20 protein-coding genes and 1 other RNA gene are annotated in these 22064 nt (G+C 40.7%); 13 read left to right on the top strand and 8 right to left on the bottom strand.

Annotation, left to right across the window (positions count from 1 at the left end; genetic code table 11):
* Positions 1 to 111 precede the first annotated feature (111 nt).
* Together ffs and G6R09_RS06730 are read right to left on the bottom strand one after the other, a co-directional pair.
* An RNA gene (ffs, locus tag G6R09_RS06735) (signal recognition particle sRNA small type) lies at positions 112 to 208 on the bottom strand.
* 168 nt (positions 209 to 376) lie between these two features.
* Positions 377 to 1114 (bottom strand): hypothetical protein, encoded by a 738-nt coding sequence (locus tag G6R09_RS06730; RefSeq protein ID WP_163921322.1) that lies wholly within the window; start codon positions 1112 to 1114, stop codon positions 377 to 379.
* A gap of 111 nt (positions 1115 to 1225) precedes the next feature.
* Between G6R09_RS06730 and G6R09_RS06725 the strand changes: the two genes are divergently transcribed.
* Complete coding sequence (locus tag G6R09_RS06725) at positions 1226 to 1534, top strand: MGMT family protein (RefSeq protein WP_163921319.1); 309 nt, start codon at positions 1226 to 1228, stop codon at positions 1532 to 1534.
* 64 nt (positions 1535 to 1598) lie between these two features.
* Positions 1599 to 2456 carry an acyl-CoA thioesterase II gene (gene tesB, locus G6R09_RS06720; protein WP_163921316.1) on the top strand — a complete coding sequence of 286 codons (858 nt, stop codon included), beginning with the start codon at positions 1599 to 1601 and terminating at the stop codon, positions 2454 to 2456.
* Between the two features lie 83 nt (positions 2457 to 2539).
* On the opposite strand, the gene G6R09_RS06715 is transcribed toward tesB, so the two are convergent.
* On the bottom strand, positions 2540 to 3001 hold the full coding sequence (locus G6R09_RS06715) for an Lrp/AsnC family transcriptional regulator (RefSeq protein ID WP_065166420.1): 462 nt from the start codon (positions 2999 to 3001) through the stop codon (positions 2540 to 2542).
* A gap of 391 nt (positions 3002 to 3392) precedes the next feature.
* On the opposite strand from G6R09_RS06715, the gene G6R09_RS06710 reads away from it, so the two are divergent.
* From G6R09_RS06710 to cydX, 5 genes are all read left to right on the top strand, one after another.
* Entirely contained in the window at positions 3393 to 4481 is a 1089-nt protein-coding gene (locus G6R09_RS06710) for a PLP-dependent cysteine synthase family protein (RefSeq protein WP_065166421.1), read from the top strand.
* A 315-nt stretch (positions 4482 to 4796) separates the two neighbouring features.
* A complete protein-coding gene (gene queC, locus G6R09_RS06705) occupies positions 4797 to 5495 on the top strand; it encodes a 7-cyano-7-deazaguanine synthase QueC (RefSeq protein ID WP_065166422.1) in 699 nt (232 codons plus the stop codon).
* Positions 5496 to 5992: 497 nt separating this feature from the next.
* The gene (locus G6R09_RS06700; RefSeq protein ID WP_163921313.1) at positions 5993 to 7579 is read left to right on the top strand and encodes a cytochrome ubiquinol oxidase subunit I; all 1587 of its coding nucleotides are present in this window, start codon (positions 5993 to 5995) and stop codon (positions 7577 to 7579) included.
* A gap of 18 nt (positions 7580 to 7597) precedes the next feature.
* Positions 7598 to 8734: a cytochrome d ubiquinol oxidase subunit II gene (gene cydB / locus G6R09_RS06695; RefSeq protein WP_163921310.1), complete on the top strand. Its 1137-nt coding sequence runs from the start codon at positions 7598 to 7600 to the stop codon at positions 8732 to 8734.
* 14 nt (positions 8735 to 8748) lie between these two features.
* Complete coding sequence (gene cydX / locus G6R09_RS06690) at positions 8749 to 8856, top strand: cytochrome bd-I oxidase subunit CydX (protein ID WP_065177288.1); 108 nt, start codon at positions 8749 to 8751, stop codon at positions 8854 to 8856.
* An 83-nt stretch (positions 8857 to 8939) separates the two neighbouring features.
* Here the strand turns inward: cydX and prmB are convergent, their stop codons facing one another.
* Complete coding sequence (gene prmB, locus G6R09_RS06685) at positions 8940 to 9872, bottom strand: 50S ribosomal protein L3 N(5)-glutamine methyltransferase (RefSeq protein ID WP_060997037.1); 933 nt, start codon at positions 9870 to 9872, stop codon at positions 8940 to 8942.
* 53 nt (positions 9873 to 9925) lie between these two features.
* Between prmB and smrB the strand changes: the two genes are divergently transcribed.
* On the top strand, positions 9926 to 10456 hold the full coding sequence (smrB, locus tag G6R09_RS06680; protein ID WP_065166426.1) for an endonuclease SmrB: 531 nt from the start codon (positions 9926 to 9928) through the stop codon (positions 10454 to 10456).
* Here smrB and G6R09_RS06675 read toward each other — a convergent pair.
* Together G6R09_RS06675 and sixA are read right to left on the bottom strand one after the other, a co-directional pair.
* Entirely contained in the window at positions 10453 to 10812 is a 360-nt protein-coding gene (locus tag G6R09_RS06675) for a hypothetical protein (protein ID WP_107272687.1), read from the bottom strand. The genes smrB and G6R09_RS06675 overlap by 4 nt on opposite strands.
* Before the next feature lie 12 nt (positions 10813 to 10824).
* On the bottom strand, positions 10825 to 11298 hold the full coding sequence (gene sixA / locus G6R09_RS06670) for a phosphohistidine phosphatase SixA (protein ID WP_065166427.1): 474 nt from the start codon (positions 11296 to 11298) through the stop codon (positions 10825 to 10827).
* A gap of 280 nt (positions 11299 to 11578) precedes the next feature.
* On the opposite strand from sixA, the gene G6R09_RS06665 reads away from it, so the two are divergent.
* Entirely contained in the window at positions 11579 to 14344 is a 2766-nt protein-coding gene (locus G6R09_RS06665) for an insulinase family protein (protein WP_065177286.1), read from the top strand.
* Positions 14345 to 14557: 213 nt separating this feature from the next.
* Positions 14558 to 14839: a hypothetical protein gene (locus tag G6R09_RS06660; protein WP_065177285.1), complete on the top strand. Its 282-nt coding sequence runs from the start codon at positions 14558 to 14560 to the stop codon at positions 14837 to 14839.
* Between the two features lie 81 nt (positions 14840 to 14920).
* On the opposite strand, the gene fadJ is transcribed toward G6R09_RS06660, so the two are convergent.
* Both fadJ and fadI read right to left on the bottom strand, forming a co-directional pair.
* Positions 14921 to 17023, bottom strand: coding sequence for a fatty acid oxidation complex subunit alpha FadJ (gene fadJ, locus G6R09_RS06655; protein WP_163921307.1), 2103 nt, complete (start codon positions 17021 to 17023; stop codon positions 14921 to 14923).
* Positions 17023 to 18333, bottom strand: coding sequence for an acetyl-CoA C-acyltransferase FadI (gene fadI, locus G6R09_RS06650; RefSeq protein WP_163921304.1), 1311 nt, complete (start codon positions 18331 to 18333; stop codon positions 17023 to 17025). The genes fadJ and fadI overlap by 1 nt, the downstream gene beginning before the upstream one ends.
* Before the next feature lie 614 nt (positions 18334 to 18947).
* Here fadI and G6R09_RS06645 point away from each other — a divergent pair.
* From G6R09_RS06645 to G6R09_RS06635, 3 genes are all read left to right on the top strand, one after another.
* Positions 18948 to 19511: a sigma-70 family RNA polymerase sigma factor gene (locus G6R09_RS06645; protein WP_060997045.1), complete on the top strand. Its 564-nt coding sequence runs from the start codon at positions 18948 to 18950 to the stop codon at positions 19509 to 19511.
* Positions 19504 to 20241, top strand: a complete 738-nt coding sequence (locus G6R09_RS06640; protein ID WP_065177283.1) for a DUF3379 family protein — start codon at positions 19504 to 19506, stop codon at positions 20239 to 20241. The genes G6R09_RS06645 and G6R09_RS06640 overlap by 8 nt, the downstream gene beginning before the upstream one ends.
* A gap of 272 nt (positions 20242 to 20513) precedes the next feature.
* Positions 20514 to 21740, top strand: a complete 1227-nt coding sequence (locus G6R09_RS06635; RefSeq protein ID WP_065177282.1) for an outer membrane protein transport protein — start codon at positions 20514 to 20516, stop codon at positions 21738 to 21740.
* The last annotated feature ends 324 nt before the right edge of the window (positions 21741 to 22064 follow it).

The raw sequence follows: 22064 nt of genomic DNA, 5'->3' as shown, positions 1-22064 counted from the left end.
GTTAAACTACAACAAAAATAGGTTATGCAGAGCTATGGTGCAAGTTATGCAGTGGAAAAGTAGAATTATGCAGAGGTATGGTGCAGATTACAATTTCAGATGGGTGGAAGCCCCCACCAGCCACATCCCGGCACACACGACGCCTGCTGCGGTTGCTCCCTTCCGGGCCTGGCCGAGTTCACAGGTTAGTGTTGCGGGAGGACCAATGGGGGCCTCCATAGATTCTTTGTCTCTTTCGAGAACGGGAAGGATTATCTATTAACCTCGCCCACAATGCAAGCCGTTATCTTACGCTTTTGTTTAACTGCTGATTATTTATGCAAAATAAAACAAAATTGTAATAAAGTCAGCCTATTGGTCACTGTTAGCGATGGTGTTATTCATCTTCCTCTTCAGGTTCATCCAGTAATGATTCCCCTAATAAGCCGCCACCTAACACTAACAACCATGACACTAAAATTGGATTGGCAACACTGAACTGTGGCAACACCACTAAGGTTGTAAATCCAATTGCAGGTAACACACACGCTAAACGCGGAATCCAATCTTGATGATGCATTTTAACTAGGCTTTGCAGCGCGGCAATTAAGCCAGTGACACATAATCCAACTAACGCTGCCGCTTCCATGCCGCCAAGCCATAGTGGAAAAACAGCAAGTAAAGGCCACCACGTATTACCAGTGATCGGACGCCAACAACGGGCAGCATACCAAATTACACCAATTGCTATAATTTGGATCACGGTAGCACTAATACTGCCTTCAAGCTTACCTTCGCCTTGTAATGCCATTAGACCGACGTTCATAGACAGCACAATCGACACCATTAAAGCACCAAGTTGCCAACAACCTTTAGCCGAGGTACAGATCATCAGGATCGGTAACATCATGAACAAACTGATAGATAATGCCAATGGTTGCTCTGGCAGCACTGCGCCATACGCACCAAGTCCAAATACTAACAACCACCCTGCAACTCCACTTTGCGGTAATAACCACAACGCAGGAATAGCAAGTGCTAACACTGGCAGCTCTCCAGCCGTTGGACCAAGAGCACTTACACCTAACACCGTTAAAATTAAACTAACGGCAACTAATGAAGCAGCATACAACATGGCAACACCTCCTTGCGTTATCCTGTTGTCTAAAAAGATAGAGCCGCTATCATATAACAAGCATATTATTTACTATTTACCGAGTATATTTGTTAACGGCTACTTATAAATATGGACGACTTTTCCAATCAAATCTATAGCCAAGTCTATCAAATTCCATTTGGGCGAGTTTCAACCTATGGCGATATAGCAAAATTTGCCGGTTATCCCGGTTATGCTCGCCATGTCGGTCGCTTAATGGCAACCTTACCCGAAGGGTCAACAATTCCTTGGCATCGCGTGATTAACAGCCAAGGTCGTATATCATTAACCGGTGAAGCACTCGCAAGACAAATTGCTGCATTGCGAGCAGAACAGGTTGAAGTATCCGATAGCGGACGGCTATCACTGCGCTATTATCGTTGGCAAGGGCACTCGTAGGCATATTGGCACTAAAGTTAAATAGGCTTACCATTGTTTTAGTTTTTATTTTTCAGGATATACCATGAGCAAACAATTAGATGAACTACTCACTCTGCTGCAATTAGAGCAAATTGAACGTGAACTCTTTCGAGGCCAAAGTGAAAATTTAGGTTTGCCACAGGTATATGGCGGTCAAGTTATTGGTCAGTCTTTGTCTGCAGCACAACAAACGGTAGATCCAGAGCGCCACTTACATTCTTTTCATAGCTACTTTCTGTTACCTGGCAACCCAGAAAAGCCGATTATTTATGACGTAGAAACCCTACGTGATGGCAAAAGTTTTAGTACTCGTCGTGTTAAAGCGATTCAAAATGGTCGCCCTATCTTTTACTTAACCGCATCGTACCAAATTGATGAATCTGGATTTGAACACCAATCGGTGATGCCAGCAGTTGCAGGGCCTGAAGGTTTAGCCTCTGAAAGTGAATTGGTTGAATCAGTAGCCCAATATTTACCGCCAAAGATTGTTGAAACCTTTGGTCACAAGCGTCCAATTGAAGTGCGTCCAGTCACGGTGGTTAATCCATTAAAACCGACCATTGAAGATCCTAAACAATATTTATGGATCAAAACCAATGGTGAGATGCCAAATGACTTAAGTATTCACCAATATATGCTGGCTTATGCCTCTGATTGGGGATTTTTAACTACCTCACTCCACCCACATGGCGTGACATTGTTCAGCCCTCGTATGCAGGTTGCTACTATTGACCATTCAATGTGGTTTCATCGTCCATTTAACGTCGATGAATGGTTACTGTATGTGATTGATAGTCCATCAGCCAGCGGTTCACGCGGTATTGTGCGAGGTGAGATTTATAACCAACAAGGGCAATTAGTCGCAACAGCAGTACAGGAAGGACTGATTCGCCAGCGTTAATGCACACTCGCCGTACTACCTAAAAATAACCCCGAGCCACTATTGATAACGACTCGGGGTTATTTTTAGTATAAATACAATATTTAAACAGGTAAGGCAGTGGTATATTTAAGTGGTTCCATAGCAAAGGTGGAAGTCACATTGGTCAGATCAGCAACAGAAGCCACTAACTTTTTATATAAATTATCAAAAGCCTGCATATCCGCAACTTGTACTTTCATCATATAGTCATACTCTCCCGCCATACGATAAAACTCCATCACTTCAGGAAAGTCTGTCACAGTCGCAACAAAATTATTAAACCAATCTTGCGAGTGATTGCTGGTTTTTATTTGCACGAAAGCAGTAAATGCAATACCTAATTTGACCGGATCAAGCAAAGCAACCCGTTGGCGTAAAATACCATCTTCTTCAAGACGTTTTAGTCGTTTCCAACAGGGTGTGGTTGTTAAATTCACAGCGTCTGCAAGCTCAGCCAACGGCATGGTTGCATCATCTTGTAACAAACGTAATAACGTTCTATCAACACTATCTAAAACTGCCATTCATTCCACCAATTACAACAAAAGGGTAAATACTTACTAAAAAATACCTCTTATTACTCAGAGAGGCAAAAAAAATCATCCATTATGACGATCAGTGTCAGTTTATTGGGGCGAATTAACAATAAACGCGCTTTGATTTGCGCTATAAAGTGGTAACATTTAATCATACACCTCGGAAACAATGGTATTTATATTCCATAAAATGAATAATAAGTAGCACTAAATTTCAATTATAAACTGAAAAATAGCAAATATTCCTACAAAATAATCAAAAAATAGCAAACAAGGTAAAGTTTTCCCCCGTATTTATGTTTACTATATACCCAGTTGCTTCAAGGGAGTTGATTAAGTAAACACTCGATGGATTTGAATTAAGCAAAGAGGTAATACTATGACAGCAAATACCGTACAAGAACAAAATGCTTGGATCAGTAACGCAATAAAAGTGATTGAGGCTGACTATCAACGTTCTGCTGATACCCATTTAATTAAATTAGATATTCCAAGCCTTGAAGGTATCGATCTTTATCTAAAAGATGAAAGTACTCACCCAACCGGGAGTCTCAAACATCGTTTAGCGCGTTCACTGTTTTTATATGCCTTATGTAATGGTTGGATCAATCAAGATACCACCGTGATTGAATCATCATCTGGCAGTACAGCTGTCTCTGAAGCCTACTTTGCACGTTTACTCGGACTGCCTTTTATTGCTGTCGTTCCACGTAAAACAGCCCATAAAAAAATTGAACAAATTGAATTTTATGGTGGTAAAGCCCACTTTGTTGATTCTTCGGCGGCTATTTATGATGAATCACGCCGCTTAGCTAAAGAATTAAATGGTCACTATATGGACCAATTTACTTATGCTGAGCGTGCTACTGACTGGCGTGGTAACAACAACATTGCCAATAGCATTTTTAACCAAATGAAATTTGAGCGCTTTCCTATTCCAACATGGATAGTGATGAGTCCTGGCACTGGCGGTACATCAGCAACAATTGGTCGTTATATTCGTTACCAAATGCATCCAACCCAATTGTGTGTGGTTGATCCTGAAAACTCAGTGTTCTATGACTATTTCATCAATCGAGATGCGACGATTACTTTAGATTCTGGTAGCCGTATCGAAGGTATTGGTCGACCACGTGTTGAACCAAGTTTTATTCCTAATGTAATCAGTGAAATGCGAAAAATTCCTGATGCTGCAAGTGTGGCAACAGTACATTGGCTACAACATATTATTGGCCGTAAGGCGGGCGCATCAACAGGCACTAACCTGTATGGCGTATTGCAATTAGCGGCTGAAATGAAACAACGTGGTGAAACGGGTTCCATTGTGACGTTATTGTGCGATAGCGGCGAGCGTTATTTAGATACTTATTACAATAACGAATGGATCGCTGCCAATATTGGTGATACCAGTGCTTACTTTGCCCAATTACAACAGCTACAACAAACGGGAACATGGCAAGCAATATAGCCAACAAACAACCCCTTGAGCTGGTTAGCTACAGCGCCAGCTCCCCTATTTAGTATTTTGTGTCTTTAAACAAATATGAGTACACGTTAAGTACCCTCTGCACTTCGGTTGCTTAACTGTACATGGATACCATATTTTGTTTATTTTTATGCCGCCCTCTTTTGGTGCGGCTTTTTTTTATCTACGCTATTTGTGATCGCTACTTTTCTATCGTTAACAGCTGGGTTAGCATAGCCCCTCATGTTAATAACACCATTATTAGCATGTTGTTGTACCGACTGTTTATCGGTAATCACTTATAAAAGGATATTCATAATGACAAAAGCTGTTGTTGTTTTCAGTGGTGGTCAAGACTCAACCACTTGCCTAATTCAAGCATTAGCTCACTACGATGAAGTGCACTGTATTACGTTTGATTATGGTCAACGCCATAAATTAGAGATCGAAATTGCTGAGCATATCGCCAAAGATCTTGGAGTAACAGCACATAAAGTTATGGATGTGAGTTTATTAGGCGAGCTTGCGATTAGTTCACTAACCCGTGATAACATTGCTGTTTCGCATGAATTACAAGCCAATGGCTTACCCAACTCTTTTGTGCCTGGGCGCAATATTTTATTTTTAACCTTAGCTGGTATTTATGCTTATCAAATCGGGGCTGAAACGGTGATCACTGGTGTCTGTGAAACCGATTTTTCTGGCTACCCTGATTGCCGCGATGAGTTTGTACGCTCACTTAATCAATCGTTAGTGCTAGGTATGGATCGTCCATTTACTATCGCAACCCCATTAATGTGGCTTAATAAAGCTGAAACATGGGCACTGGCTGATCAGTATGGTAAATTAGACTATGTTCGTGAGCAAACTCTAACTTGTTATAATGGTGTCGTCGGCGATGGTTGTGGTGATTGTCCATCGTGTGATTTACGTCGTGTTGGTTTAGAAGATTACTTACAACACCAATCAACAGTGATGGCTGCATTAAAAGAAAAACAAGCACAACAGAAAGCGTAAAATAACATCGTTTATTAACTCACTCCATATTTTCTATGGAGTGAGTATTAAAATAATATTGTGCGAAACAAATAACAAAATAACATATCAACAACACTTACTTTATTAAATATTACTGCTCTCCCCGCTTGTTTTAATAACACTTCAGTTTTTCTTAACCCCTAATAAATAAAAATCAAATAGTAATAAACACCGATCGTAATATATATTGTCGCCAATTTACATTTGTCACTCTAATTGATAACACAACCAGCCACTAACGATACAATATATTACAATAACGCTAAAACACGATTTTTAGATTGCAAAATACACGACTTAATAAAATTAAATAGTGAAAAATTGTTGTTTATAATACGTTTCCATTTAATCACGGCTGTTATATTTATAACAATTATTGTTCACAAACAATGACCAAGCATAAATTTAACACCTCGTAATATAATATTAATTTTTAAAGTTTTATAAATTAATATTATAAATAAGGCTTTATTATTATGTTACACGATGTCGTTGATTTATCGCGATTTCAGTTTGCATTTACTGCAATGTATCACTTTATATTTGTACCATTAACGCTAGGGATGACGTTCTTATTAGCAATAATGGAATCAATTTATGTCATAACCGGTAAACAAGTTTATAAGGATATGACTAAATTTTGGGGAAAACTTTTTGCCATCAACTTTGCACTTGGTGTGGCGACAGGTTTAACCTTTGAGTTTCAGTTTGGTACTAACTGGGCTTATTATTCTCATTATGTGGGTGATATTTTTGGCGTGCCATTAGCGATTGAAGCTTTGATGGCGTTCTTCTTAGAATCAACCATGATCGGTATGTTCTTTTTTGGTTGGGATCGTCTTTCAAAACGCCAGCACCTTACAGTGACGTGGCTAGTTGCCTTAGGTTCTAACTTATCTGCATTGTTGATCCTTGTTGCCAATGGCTGGATGCAAAATCCAGTTGGTGCACATTTTGATTATCAAACCATGCGCATGGAAATGATCAGCTTCTCAGAGGTTATCTTTAACCCTGTGGCACAAGTTAAATTCGTTCACACTGTCGCATCAGGTTATGTCTGTGGCTCAATGTTCGTGCTGGGTGTGAGTGCCTTTTACATGCTTAAAGGCCGTGATCTTGGCTTTGCGCGTCGCTCATTTACCATTGCAGCCTCTTTTGGATTAATGGCAATTATTGCGGTAATGATATTAGGTGACGAATCAGGTTATGAGCTAGGTGCCGTTCAAAAAACCAAGCTTGCTGCGATTGAAGCGGAATGGCATACCGAACCTGCTCCCGCTGCTTTCACTGCTTTTGGTTTCCCTAACCAAGATAAGATGGAAACTGAATACGCGATTAAGATTCCATATTTAATGGGGATTATCGCAACCCGTTCACTAGATACTCAAGTAACTGGCATTAGTGATCTTAAAAAACAACATGAAGTGCGCATTCGCAACGGTATGGTTGCCTATGGGTTACTGCAAAAATTACGTTCAGGTGATAAAAATCCAACCGATATCGCCGCCTTTAATGAAGTAAAAGGTGATTTAGGTTATGGGCTGTTATTGAAGCCTTACACAAAGAATGTCGTTGATGCGACACCAGAGCAAATTCAACAAGCGACGAATGACTCTATACCGCGTGTATGGCCGTTATTCTTTAGTTTTAGAATTATGGTTGGTGCTGGCTTCTTAATGTTTGCCATTGTTGCTGCTGCATTTTTCCAATCATGTCGGCATAAGATCACGTCTAATAAGTGGATTCTTAAAGCGGCGCTTTATGGCATTCCTTTACCTTGGATTGCGATTGAAACGGGCTGGTTTGTGGCAGAATATGGTCGTCAACCATGGGCTATTGGTGAAATTCTACCAGTAAATATGGCGGCGTCTCACTTAGCACCATCACAATTGTGGTTCTCACTGGCGGTAATTATTGTGCTTTATTCTTTGTTCTTTATTGCAGAGGCTTACTTGATGGTGAAATTCGCCCGTTTAGGTCCAAGCAGTTTAAAGACCGGTCGTTATCATTTTGAACAACCGAATAATACCAAAGATGCGTTAACACATCAGGTTGAAGCATAAGCAGGGAGACACAAAGTAATGTTTGATTATGAAAGCTTACGAGTTATCTGGTGGGTATTAATCGGTGTGTTATGCATCGGTTTTGCAATCACTGATGGCTTTGATATGGGTGTTGGTATGCTGTCGCCATTTATTGGTAAGACCGATACCGAACGCCGCGTAATGATTAACGCCATTGCACCGCACTGGGACGGTAACCAAGTGTGGCTTATCACCGCCGGTGGTGGCTTATTTGCAGCATGGCCATTAGTTTACGCGACAGTGTTCTCTGGTTTTTATGTGTTACTTATCTTGGCATTAGCATCGTTATGGTTACGCCCATTAGGGTTTGATTACCGCTCTAAGCTGCCTAATAGCCAATGGCGTAATTTGTGGGACAAAGCGATCTTCGTCGGCAGTATTGTGCCACCGATTGTTTTTGGTATCGTGTTTGGTAACCTGATGCAAGGTGTACCGTTTGAGCTGAATGAATTTATGATTTCGACTTATCACGGATCATTTTATCAATTATTAAACCCATTTGCGTTACTGTGTGGCGGTGTTAGTTTACTGATGATCATCACTCAGGGTGCAACATTCCTGCAATTGAAAACAACCGCGGCTATTCATGCTCGTTCACGTAATGTTGCCGTCATTTCGGCGATATTAATGGCAATATTGTTTGTTATTGCCGGTTTTGTTGCTCAAGGCATTAATGGCTATGTGATCACATCACAAGTATTACCCAATGCAGCATCCGATCCATTAACCAAAGAAGTTGCACGTCAAATGGGAGGGTTATTCACTAACTACCATAATCACCCTATTTTATGGATTGCACCAATATTGGCGGTTGTAATGCCATTACTAACAGCAATCTGTTCACGTGCAGATCGTGGTGGCTTTGCCTTCTTATGTTCAAGCTTAACCGCTGTAGGCGTGGTATTAACGTTTGGGTTTGCGACTTTCCCATTCATTATGCCGTCAAGTTTAGATCCAAATGTAAGTCTAACTCTTTGGGACGCGACCTCATCAGAATACACATTACATATCATGACCATTGTGGCGTTTGTAATGGTACCGGTGATCTTGGCATACACCTCATGGTGTTACTACAAAATGTTTGGTCGTCTTGATACCAAATATATCGAAGACAATAAGACGTCACTGTACTAAGGAATAAACACACAATGTGGTATTTAGCGTGGTTTTTAGGTATTTTGCTCGCATGTTCATTTGCGATAATTAATGCCTTATGGCTTGAACAAGACAGCAGTGATGATGAGTTAATAAAATAATTCTAAACTCACACACATAAAAAAAATCAGCCATAACTTATGGCTGATTTTTTATTACCAGTATTGATTTAGCTTGGTGTTAATTAATCGCGGTAAAGAGCAAAATCTTCAGCACAATCAACTAGCTGTTCACGGGTTAACATAAACACGCCGTGACCACCATTAGCAAACTCTAACCACAAAAATGGAATATGCGGGTATTGCTCTTCCATGTGGATCATTGAGTTGCCAACTTCACAAATCAAAATACCATTATCTTTCAAGTAATCTGGCGCATTAGCAAGAATGCGGCGAACCAACTTTAGACCATCACTGCCTGCGGCTAAACCTAGCTCTGGCTCATGACGGAACTCTTCTGGTAGGCTGTCCATATCTTCTTGATCAACATACGGCGGATTAGTAACGATAAGATCGTATTTATCTTTTGGAATATCACGTAAAAGATCAGAACGAAGCGGAATCACTTGCTGCTCAAGACCATGATCCGTTATATTCTGTTCAGCAACAGCAAGTGCATCTGTCGAAATATCAACGATATCGACTTCTGCTTCAGGGAACATGTGCGCACAAGCTATACCAATGCAGCCACTTCCCGTACACAGATCCATGATCCGTGTTGGCTCTTGTTGTAAAAAGGGTTCAAAGCGGTTTTCAATGAGCTCGCCAATTGGTGAACGTGGCACAAGTACACGCTCATCAACAAAGAACTCCATACCGCAAAAGTAGGCAACATTCGTTAAGTATGAAACAGGTGTACGTTCATTGATACGACGCATTACACGTTCAACAATGCGATGACGCTCACTGCTTGTTAAACGAGAATTACGCACTTCCGGTGGAACATCCAACGGTAAGTAAACTGTCGGTAGTACCAGTTGCACAGCTTCATCCCATGCATTGTCTGTACCATGACCGTAAAATAGGCCAGCAGCATTAAAACGGCTTACCGTCCAACGTAGCATGTCCTGCAATGTGTGAAGTTCGCTGACAGCTTCGTCGACAAAAATCTTATCCAAAATAGCCTCCGATAAACGCTACAATACCACTATACAATTGTTGGAATTTCATTATGAGTAATAAAGATTCACAGCTTGAAGATGATTTCAATCTCTTCAAGGCAGAAGTAAAAGGCGTAAAAAAGTTCACGCATGATACCATAATCGCGCCACGTCAACAGAACTCTAAAGCGGATAAAGCAAAAGTGATGGGCAAAGAGACCCAAAATCATGAGTTTTATTTCTCAGATGAGTTTGAGCCGCATCTTAGCGACACAGGCCCTACGCAATATGCGCGCACGGGTGTGTCTAAATATGAAGTGAAAAAGCTTCGCCGTGGAGTGTATGTTCCTGATATTTACTTAGATATGCATGGAATGACACAACTAGAAGCAAAACGTGAGCTTGCGGCAATGATTGCTGCGTGTATCAAAGAACATGTGTCATGTGCTTGCGTTATGCATGGTATCGGTAAACATATACTCAAACAAAAAGCGCCAATGTGGTTAGCCCAACATCCAGATGTGATGGCATTTCACCAAGCGCCACTAGAGTTTGGTGGCGCAGGCGCATTATTAGTGTTGATTGATATTCCTGAACGCTAATATCTCGGTTTTACCATATGGCCTACATTCACTACTTTACCATGGTTAAATAACGTCACTTCTCCTGTCTCGCAGACTTTTAGACGTTTTTTAACCGCGGTTTCAACGTAAAAGTACTCACAGTTATCATTACGGGCACTATCAATACGCGCAAAAATAACCAAAGGCGGTTCGCCAACCTCATTGGAGTGGTTTACAAAGGTTAAGCTACTGCCCGTTTGCGAAACATGCATCCCCTCTGTACGTCCATCAGACCACTTCACCATTCCGTTAGCAGACAGTCGAACTGGCTCGCCAACACTGCAGCCAGTCAGAAATAATAGCCCTATAGTGGTAACTATTGCTAATTTAGTCATGGTGGTTATCCATTATTTATGTGGCTGGTGTTGCCATAACAAGCTGCTGGTTCCTGTTTGAGGATCAAAGTCAATCGCGGCAATCGCAGAAGTTAAAAACATTGGCGGTTGAACACCAGCGACCAATTCTGCGGTTAAATAGCCGACTAATGGCAGGTGTGAAATCAATAATAGTGATTGCGGTTGTTCAGTCTCAATGATTGCCTGAATATATTCAGCCACAGTTTCAGCATCACCGTAAGGCGTAATATCTTCAACACTATCTACTTGCGTTGGTGACGGTAAGCTATCAGCCATTGCTTGCCATGTTTGTTGCGCACGTAAATACGGACTAACCCAAACGTGATCTAACTCGCCATTCAAATGTGATGCAAGTAATGTCGCCATTTGCTGTGATTGAGCAATACCGCGCGCAGTTAATGGGCGCTCAGCATCACTGGCTGCAAAATTTTCGGCTTCGCCGTGACGCATAATATATATTTGCATAGATATTCCGATAACCTCAGTTAAACAATCGCCATAACCACTCTGGAGTTTGTTGGAGTGGGTCGATCATTATTACATGGTTTGATTATTGGCATAACCATAGAGTTTTAATTCTGTGGCTAAGCCTACTATTTAACGGCTTAATTGATTAAGTAATGACTAATTCATCAATTTGTTAACAAAAATGCGACTTATACTTCATCTAATCGCATCTTCAATTTGCCAGCCTCAATATTGAACGTCATACTTACTCTAATTCCCTCTAAAATAGGCTCTTCCTGTGCATACTAGCCCTAACGATCATAAGCAGTATCGCTACCTCACTTTAGCGAACGAACTTCGAGTACTGCTCGTTCATGATGCTGAAGCGCCTCGCTCTGCAGCTGCATTGTCTGTCGAGATTGGTCACTTTGATGATCCCATCGACCGTCAAGGTATGGCGCATTTTCTTGAGCATATGCTCTTTCTTGGCACTGAAAAATACCCACGAGTCGGTGAATTCCAAACCTTCATCAACCGTAATGGTGGTAGTAATAATGCGTGGACTGGCACTGAAAACACCACCTTTTTCTTTGAAATAAGTCCTCATGGTTTTGAAGAGGGCTTAGATCGCTTTGGCCAATTTTTTACCGCGCCATTATTTAATGAAGATGCGGTCGATAAAGAACGTCAAGCTGTTGATTCTGAATACAAATTAAAAATAAAAGACGACGTGCGTCGTTTATATCAAGTTCAAAAAGAAACCATCAATCAAGCCCACCCTTTTGCCAAGTTCTCGGTTGGTGATCTTACCACTCTTGATGACCGTAATGGCCAATCTGTACGTGACGATTTATTGGCTTTTTATCATCAACACTATTCAGCTGATGTAATGGGACTGGTGCTATTAGGCCCACAATCACTAGATGAATTAGAACACTACACTCAAGAATTCTTTAGTAAAATTCCTAATGCTACCACTAAAAAATTAGCAATTGACGTGCCATTTGTTACTGAAAACGAGTGTCAGAAGTTCATTCAAATTGAACCTATTAAAGAATTGCGTAAGTTAACATTATCATTTGCGCTGCCTTCGGTTGACGAGCACTATCAAATCAAGCCGTTATCCTATCTTGCCCACTTATTGGGTAATGAAGGTAGCGGTAGCTTAATGGCGATTTTGAAACAACGCGGCTTGATCAATACCCTAACTGCTGGCGGTGGCGTGAGTGGTAATAATTTTCGAGAATTTACTATTGGTTTAAATTTAACCCCTAAAGGCCAGCAACATACCGATGAAATCGTGCAGTGTGTGTTTGCCTTTATTGCGCTCATAAAGCAACAAGGATTAAATAGCTGGCGTTATCAAGAAAAGAAATCCGTGTTAGAGATGGCATTTCGTTATCAAGAGAAAAGCCGTCCACTTGATACCGTTAGTTATTTAGTTATGAACCTGCTGCATTACAACGCCGAAGATATTATCTATGGCGACTATATGATGGAAGGCTACGATCAAGAGTTACTTGAGCAATTACTCGCCTATTTTAGCGTCAGTAATATGCGCCTGACATTAGTGGCACAAGGGGGGCATTACGACCGCATAGCCGCTTGGTATGATACCCCTTACTCAGTAACGCCATTTACAGCACAGCAAGTGGAAATGTGGACCAATATTAGCCTTGATGCCGAGCTACTATTACCTGAGCCTAATATTTATTTGTGCGAAAAATTTGAGCCGTTAGCGCTTGAGGCTGGATCAGAATTACCACCACAATTAATTCAAGATCTGCCCGGATTTAGACTGTGGCATAAACAAGAACATGATTTTCGTGTGCCAAAAGGCATTGTTTATGTCGCGATTGATAGCCCACATGCCGTCAGTTCAACCACCAATATTGTCAAAACACGGTTGTGTGTTGAGTTACTGTTAGAGGCGATCAATGAGTCAGCTTACCCTGCTGAAATTGCAGGTATGTCTTACAACCTTTATGCCCATCAAGGCGGCGTAACGCTACAACTTTCAGGGTTTAGTGAAAAACAGCCACAACTGATGCAATTGATTTTAGAGCGTTTTAAGCAGCGTAATTTTACGCAACAGCGGTTTGATAATATCAAAGCGCAAATGTTACGTAATTGGCGCAATGCAGCTGAAGATAAACCTATTTCTCAGCTGTTTAATCAATTAACCGGTTTATTACAGCCTAATAACCCGCCTTATCCGCATTTAATTGCAGCACTAGAAACCATTACTATCGATCAACTACCGCCGTTTGTTGAAGCGATGTTTGCAGAGCTGCATATTGATACCTTCGTGTATGGTAACTGGCTCAAAAAAGATGCATTGGCGCTAGCTGAAACCCTCAAAGATGCATTTCGTGTCACCGACCAACTTTATGGTGAATCACAACGGCCGTTAGTGCATATAGAAAACAGTGGCACATTGACCTATGAGTTAGATTGTAATCATGAAGATTCGGCTATCTTAATGTATTACCAATCACGCCAAACAACACCGAAAAAAATTGCGATTTATACCCTTGCAAACCATTTAATGTCGACCACGTTTTTCCATGAATTACGTACTAAACAACAACTCGGTTATATGGTAGGGACCGGTAATTTACCGTTAAATCGCCATCCTGGATTGATCTTATATATTCAATCACCCGTAGCTGAGCCAAGTTATTTATCTGATGCTATTGATGACTTTACTAATGCCTTTGCATTGGTGCTGTTAGAGCTTAATGAAGCCCAATGGCAAGCCAGTAAAACAGGATTAATTGCACAAATATCAGAGCCTGATACTAACCTTCGAGCGCGAGCACAGCGATTCTGGGTTAGCATTGGTAATAAAGATGAGCACTTTAATCAACGCCAATTAGTGATTGAGCAACTTAAAAAATTAAGCCGCGCCGATATGATTAAATTCATTGTCGATACCGTTAAGCCGCGTACTGCTAATCGATTGGTAATGTATTACACCGGTAAAACACATCAAGGTTCTGAGCCACTAACAATAGGCCAACCGATTGAATCTATAGATGATTTCCAGAAAAACGCTTACTAAATAAAAAACCCTATTTATATTGAATAAATGGGGTTTTATTTTAACAGCTAACATTTAAGTAGTTTTATTATGCTAAAAAACACTTTCATAACATTTCAGTAGCTAAATAACAGTCCTCATAAGCATAATAATCATTATAAACATATTGCCATTATTGCAGAGACATACGGCATTAATTGCAAATAGCATTAAATTGATTAGAAGAGGATCGCCGTGACTCAACGATGTCCGCACTGCCAAATTGAAATAGATGCACCCAAGCTACATGCATACGAAGATAACTTTGTTTGTCCTCATTGCGCCGCTACGTTATCTCATAGCCAAATTGATATCTTTTTTTATGCCTTTTGCTTTATTGCATTAGTCTCATTGCTACTGATCACTGTTGGCCACGTTAACACCTTTATCGCCCTCGTCGTCGCTGCAGTGAGCTATCGTTTCTGTCGTGGTAAGCTATTTGAGTCTCGCTTCCGTTTAATTCGCTGTACCTTTTAACATTCTCCATTACAGCCAAATGACGCTCATAAAAAAGCCTGCATCAAAGCAGGCTTTTGGGTTAATGTTGATTATAGCGGCTTAATAAAACCGTTGCTGAGCTTGCGCCATCTCAACCAAATAATCACAAGGTGCAAAACGCTCACCATAAAGATCACTGTATTCATGCATCATATCGACCACTAAATCGATGCCTAAATGATCCATATAACTAAATGGCCCGCCAAGGAATGGTGGAAAACCGATACCAAATATCGCGCCAATATCACCATCTCGCGCTGATTTGATCACCCCTTCATTTAAACAGCGTGCAGCTTCGTTCAACATCATTAGAGTACAACGAACCGCAATATCAACTTCGGTTAATTGTTGCTGCGGCTCGACCCCTAATAAGGTATATACCGACTTATCAACTTCTTTATTTTTGGTGTTATACAAATAGAAGCCCTTACCACTTTTACGCCCCTTACGACCATCTTGTTGTAATACATCAAACATTGCAGGCGTTGTAAAACGCTCACCTAGCTCTGCGACCAAAATAGGACTAATTTTGGCGCCGATATCGACCCCAACTTCATCAAGCAAGGTTATTGGTCCGACAGGAAAACCAAAATTCAACAATGCGGTATCAATATGTTCAATCGGCTCACCAGCCAATAATAGCTGCGCGGCTTCATTCATATAAGGCGCAAGAATACGGTTAACATAAAAACCGGCTTTATCTGCGACTACAATCGGCGTTTTGCCTTGTTTTTTGGCTAATGCAACCACGGTAGCAATCGTTGAATCTGACGTTGTTGCATGAGGAATAACTTCAACTAACGGCATTTTTTCAACCGGACTGAAATAATGCAAACCAATCACATTTTCAGGACGTTGTGCCTTTGCTGCAATTTTATGAATCGGAATCGACGATGTGTTAGTGGCAAAAATGGTCGTTTCTGAAGTATTGGCTTCGATTTCTGCAACCATCTGCTGTTTAAGTGCAATATCTTCAAACACAGCTTCAACCACCACCTCAGCATGCTTCAGGCCACGATAATCCGTACCACCTGTAATACGTAACATTTGCTGTTGTAATTGTGGCTTACTTATAATTCGGCGCTGACGTTGCTTATTTAAAATAGCGTAGTTGTATGCTAATGCATGTTGAATACCATCATTATTAATATCTTTAATTCTCACCGCATAGCCAGCTTTCATTGCTGATACATGCGCAATACCTCCGCCCATTAAGCCGCCACCAAGTACCGCTATTCGATGAATAGGGTTGGGTGTAGCCGCAGCGCCTGGTTCTTTTTTCATTGCGGTAGTCGCAAAAAAGATATTCCGTAATGCACGCGATTCAGCGGTCATCACTAACTCACCAAAGACCTTGGCTTCTTGCTCTAACCCTTGCTCAATACCTTTTTCTAAACCGTATTTTACCGTATCTAAAATCGCATCAATGGCAGGATAACAACCACGCGCTTTTTGTTGGGCTTTTTTAGTTGCTTGCTCAAACACTACACTGCGACCAAAAGCATTACCCGCCATAGCCCAATCTTGAAATGAATGGGAACGTATCGGTTTTGGCGTTAACGCTACTTGCTCCGCGGCGTATAATAAAATACTTTGCGGAACCATTTGATCAACCAAACCTTTTTTCAAGGCTTGTTTAGCGCGAAGTTGTTTACCGGTTAGGATCAACTCTAAACTATGTGCGACACCAATCAGGCGCGGTAAACGTTGAGTACCACCAGACCCCGGTAATAAGCCTAATTGCACTTCTGGTAATCCAAGGCGGGTAATTGGATCATCGCTACAAATACGACTATGACACGCTAAAGCAAGCTCTAATCCGCCGCCTAAACACGGTCCGTGAATAGCTGCCACAACATGAATCGGTAAATCTTCTAATGCTGAAAACAGTTGTTGGCCTTTAATGGCTAATACTTCGGCTTCTGCGGCAGTTTCGCAGTTAGCCAACATTTTAATATCAGCACCTGCAATGAAATTGTCGGCTTTACCGGAGTACACCACTAACCCTTTAAGATCAGTATGGGTACTTAATTGTGTTAACACTGCACTGATTTGATCAGCAAAAGCGGCTTGCAGTGTATTCATTTTTTCATTGGCAACATCAATTTTAAGCCAGCCAATGCCATTATCACCAAACGATAAACTAAATGCAGATTGGGTCATTATTCTGCCTCCAAAATCATTGCTGCACCAAGACCACCAGCTGCACAAGCGGTATTTAATGCAAAACCACCACCACGACGTTGTAATTCATGTAGTGTTTGAGTGATCATTCTTGCGCCAGTTGCCGCAAAGGGATGCCCATAAGCAATCGAGCCACCAAGCACATTGAACTTATACATATCAATATCACCAATCGCATGATTTCGACCTAATTTTTGTTTTGCAAAGCGTTTAGAACCAAACATTTTAACGTTGGCTAAGGTTTGTGCCGCAAACGCTTCATGCATGTCAATTAAGGTTAAATCACTCAGAGTTAACCCTGCCCGTTCAAGTGCCAGCGGGCTCGCATAAGCAGGTCCCATTAGCATATCTTCAACAACATCAATCGCAGCAAAAGCATAAGAACGAATGTAACCAAGCGGGGTTAAGCCTAATGCTTTAGCTCGCCCTTCACGCATGAGCAATATTGCCGCGGCACCATCGGTCAATGGGGTTGAGTTTGCAGCAGTAACACTGCCATATAAACGATCAAAAGCTGGATTAAGTGTTGCGTATGCTGCCAATGTAGAGTCTTGACGAACGTTATTATCTTGAGCAAGCCATTGTTGGTAAGGGGCTGGAAATGCGGTCATAACTTCATTAGTCAGTAAGCCATCACGCCATGCTTGCGCTGCTAACATATGTGAACGATGGGCAAAGGCATCTTGTTCTTCACGACTGATAGCATGACTTTTGGCCATTTGTTCTGCGGTTTGCCCCATGCTTAAGCCGGTTGAATATTCGGCAACGGCAGGAGGAACGGGCATTAAATCCTTAACACCTAATGCACTGATTAACTTCAATCGAGCAGGCATGGTTTTAGCTTTACTTAATGCCAGTAACGTTGCTGCCATTTTTTTGCTAACGCCAATCGGTAACAACGAGGTTGAATCTGCACCACCTGCGATACCAATATCAATCGTACCTGCCATGATACTTTCAGTGACATTAACTGCAGCCTGAAAACTGGTAGCACAAGCACGGGTTACACTATAAGCATCAGTATGAACGTTCATACCTGTACCGAGCACAATTTCACGGGCAATATTCGGTGCTTCAGGTGTTTGTACAACCTGACCAAATACAACTTGTTCAATTAACTGCGGATCAAAATCAGCAACTTGCAGCATTTCATTAACGACTATTTTGCCTAAATCAAGCGCGGATAAACGTTCAAAGACTGTTGATTGCCGTGCGAATGGTGTCCGTAACCCACTAACAATAGCAATACGTTCACCGTTACGTGTGGTGATATTTTGAAGACCCGACATCGCAACTCCTTGTCACAATTATAATTAACCTCTCAATTGAGGTCAGACCACACAATTGTAACTACAAAGTTATAAAAATAAAACATTTGTTTAAATTTGCTGGTTAATTGGTTTTTTTAAGTAAAAGATATCGACATTAACAGCAGTTGTAGTATAAAAACATTCAATGCTATATCCATATGGGATTGGTAATCCAAAGGGCTGGTTGCTAGGGAATAATAGCAACTCAATGTTTAGGTAAAAAAAAACCACACCCGTAGGTATGGTTAGAATTCACGCCGAAAATAATCAAATCAACGTAATAAAATAATCAATTAACATAAAGCCAATTGCAAATCAGGAAAATCCTGATAGGAGAAAGTAAAGTCAGCCTTCAAAAGGAAGTTGTCATCTTGCTCAACAGACGGCATTAACTATCATTAAGTCATACGACCTAATCATAATTTCAACCATCAGATGACGCGACAACTATAACCTACCGCTAAAATCAGAATTTGAACCAGATCAATTTTAGTGCTGTTTATAGGACCTAACACACAAAAAACCACAGTCATTACTCAAAAGTTATCAGGTGGCATCGTTTATTGATGCAATAACGCTAAACAGGCACATCAATGATAAAAAATATTTTTAGAAACAAAAAGTCTTCTGCCTCGGTCTGTTTAAATATGAACAAACAAAAACGTTACGAAGCGCTTGTTAGAGCTTGGCATCAAGATTTATATCGCTACGCTTATTGGCTATGCCACGATCCTCATATTGCCGAAGATTTAGTGCAAGAAACATGTCTGCGCGCCTGGAAATCACTTGATAACTTACAAGATGATAACGCCGCCAAAGCATGGCTAATCACAATTCTACGGCGAGAGAATGCACGTCGATTTGAACGTAAACAATTTGATTTAGTGGATATTGATGATCATCATATTGCAGACACCAATCCCAGCGTTGAAATGGATACCGAACAATATTTATTACAGCGATTAATCATGAAACTGACACCTGAATATCGAGAACCGCTGATTCTACAAGTGATGGCAGGATTTAACGGTGATGAAATCGCAGGGATTCTAAATCTAAATCGTAATACGGTAATGACACGGCTATTTCGTGCTCGTAATCAATTAAAAGAACAACTTGAAAAAAAACCGACTCAACGGGGGAATCATAATGGATGATCTAGAATTTCGTCGCCGCTTACTGGCTGATCCTAATGATAATGATCCTGATCTGATTAAAACCAAAAATCAGTCTACTGCCAATCGCCATTTCTCAAATGAATTGCAGCAGCTAGATCAACAATTAAAACAAGCTTTGAATGTTGAGATACCAACGAATCTTGCTGATAGGATCCTATTTCATCAATCCAGCCAGGCACAGCCACCAAAACAATCTCATTATAAGCGCTATATTTCTTACGGATTGGCAGCATCGGTAATGTTTATGGTTGGAGTTATGGTGGGGCAACAACATCCTTTTTCGTCGGTGTCGCCTACACAACATGTCTATACTCCGGCATCAATGTCTAGTATCGCTTTACAACACGTCAACGCTGAAGCGCAATTTGTTAACCAGACCGATGAAGCGGTTACCTTGCAGCAAGTGAATGCCAAATTGAAACCTTTTGGTACCAGTATGAATCAACTACCTGGTCATATTTATTATCTAAATTATTGTGGTTTTGATGGCAACCGTGCTTTGCATATGGTTGTTGGTACTGATAAAGGAAAAATGACAGTCTTTATCGTCCCACAAACAAGTACAAAAATGGCGACAGATAGCGACAGTACTAATCAAAGTTTATTATTACCCCTGCAAGATGCTAGCTTAATTGTGGTTGGTGACAAAGGTGAAAAGCTGATGCCAATCGCCGAAAAACTCAAATCTGAGCTCTATTGGCAAATCTAGCCCCATAAGTCCCTTCGATATCCAGCTAAAAATTCGATATTGGTAATTAAGTATCGATTTTTAGCTGCGATTTATAGTGTCAATTGTAACGAAAACTGCAATAAATCAGCGTAAAATGATACCAAATGAACTCAAATGTTCGCTATAACGTATTTTTTACTGTCTAAAGGACTGGTCAGCTTTGCTGGTGCCCTTTCCCCCCCTACAATCGTCGCCAATCAGTCATATATAGACTGGAATAATAAATATAAAAACATGATCAGGAATCATAAATGAATAAGAAGCAGATATTCACTCGTTCAGTTATTACTGTTGCTATCGCTGTTGCATCGTCACAAACAATGGCGGCAGGCTTTCAGCTAAATGCTCAATCAGCTACCGGATTAGGTCGCGCATTCTCAGGTGATGGTGTTATTGCAGATAACGCCTCAACCATGGCTAAAAACCCAGCGTCAATGGCACTGTTTGATGCCCCTGCATTATCGTTAGGTGTAATTGCGATCAATACCGATGTGCATGTTAAAAACACTGAAACTGCAATGACTATTGGTAAGCACACATTGCCATCAACTGCTATTGCTGACGCATCTATTGGTGGTACTAGCTATGCACCAAACATCTACTATATTCAACCAATTAACGATAAATTTTCTGTAGGTGCTTCGCTGTATTCAAACTTTGGTACTAAAACTGAGTTTAAAGAAGGTTATAAAGCCGATCTTTTCGGTGGTTTAACTGATGTTAAAAGCGTTAACTTAGGGCTAAGTGCTGCTTACCGTATCAACCAACATTTTAGCGTTGGTGGTGGTTTAGACATTATTCACGGTAGTGGTAAACTACAACGTGGTAATTCACAAGCACTGAATATCGATGCAGATGGTATTGCATTAGGTTACAACCTTGGCGCTATTTATGAATACAATCAAAATAACCGTTTTGGTTTATCTTACCGTTATAGCCCAACACTAAAAGCAAAAGGCGATATTCATTATAAAGGTGATAACCTAAGTAATGAAAAACTCATCATGCCATTACCTGACATGATTGAGTTTTCTGGCTTTAACAAACTTAACGATAAATTTGCAGTGCATTACAGTGTGCAATGGATCCGTTGGAGTGAGTTTGATAACTTAGCCACAACGGGTGACTCTTTTACTAAGGCTTACCAATGGCAAGATAGCTGGCACTATTCTGTTGGTGGTACTTATTACCTCAACAACGATTGGACATTACGTGCGGGTTACATGCATGACACCAGTGCTCAAGGTAAACTAACATCAATTTCAGTACCTGATTCTGATCGTAACTGGCTATCTGGCGGCTTTAGTTACCACCTTGACAGCAAATCAACTATTGATTTTGGTCTAACCTACCTAATTGGTGAAGATGTTAAGGTAAATGAAACTCAGCCCTTACTGCCAGGTGTGAGCACATCAGTTGCTGCAACTACTCGTGCTAACGCATGGTTATACGGTCTACAGTACAGCCGTTCATTCTAATTTGAGCGTACACTAATTACTGATTCTAAAAAAGAAGCCGCTGTGGCTTCTTTTTTTATATCGAAAAAACATCAATCAATATATTTCCACGCACTAACGCCCTAAAAATTCGTATAAAAAATAGCAATCAGTCATAGTTATAACAATTTTATTTACTTTATTTTTCGTACAAGTGTACGCTCAAATTTAAGTATTCGTCATTTATTGCACAAACAACACCCGATAAAAAACTTCAATATTAAACAATAAAAGCATAAAGTACTTAATGACTCGCTTTTATAAGATAATTTTTAACGCACTTTATTGCTACGGGTATCATTTAGC

The sequence above is a fragment of the Photobacterium sp. Alg240-V54 genome, assembly GCF_900537155.1.
Lineage (GTDB): Bacteria > Pseudomonadota > Gammaproteobacteria > Enterobacterales > Vibrionaceae > Photobacterium.
This window is presented reverse-complemented; position numbering and strand designations above follow the sequence as displayed.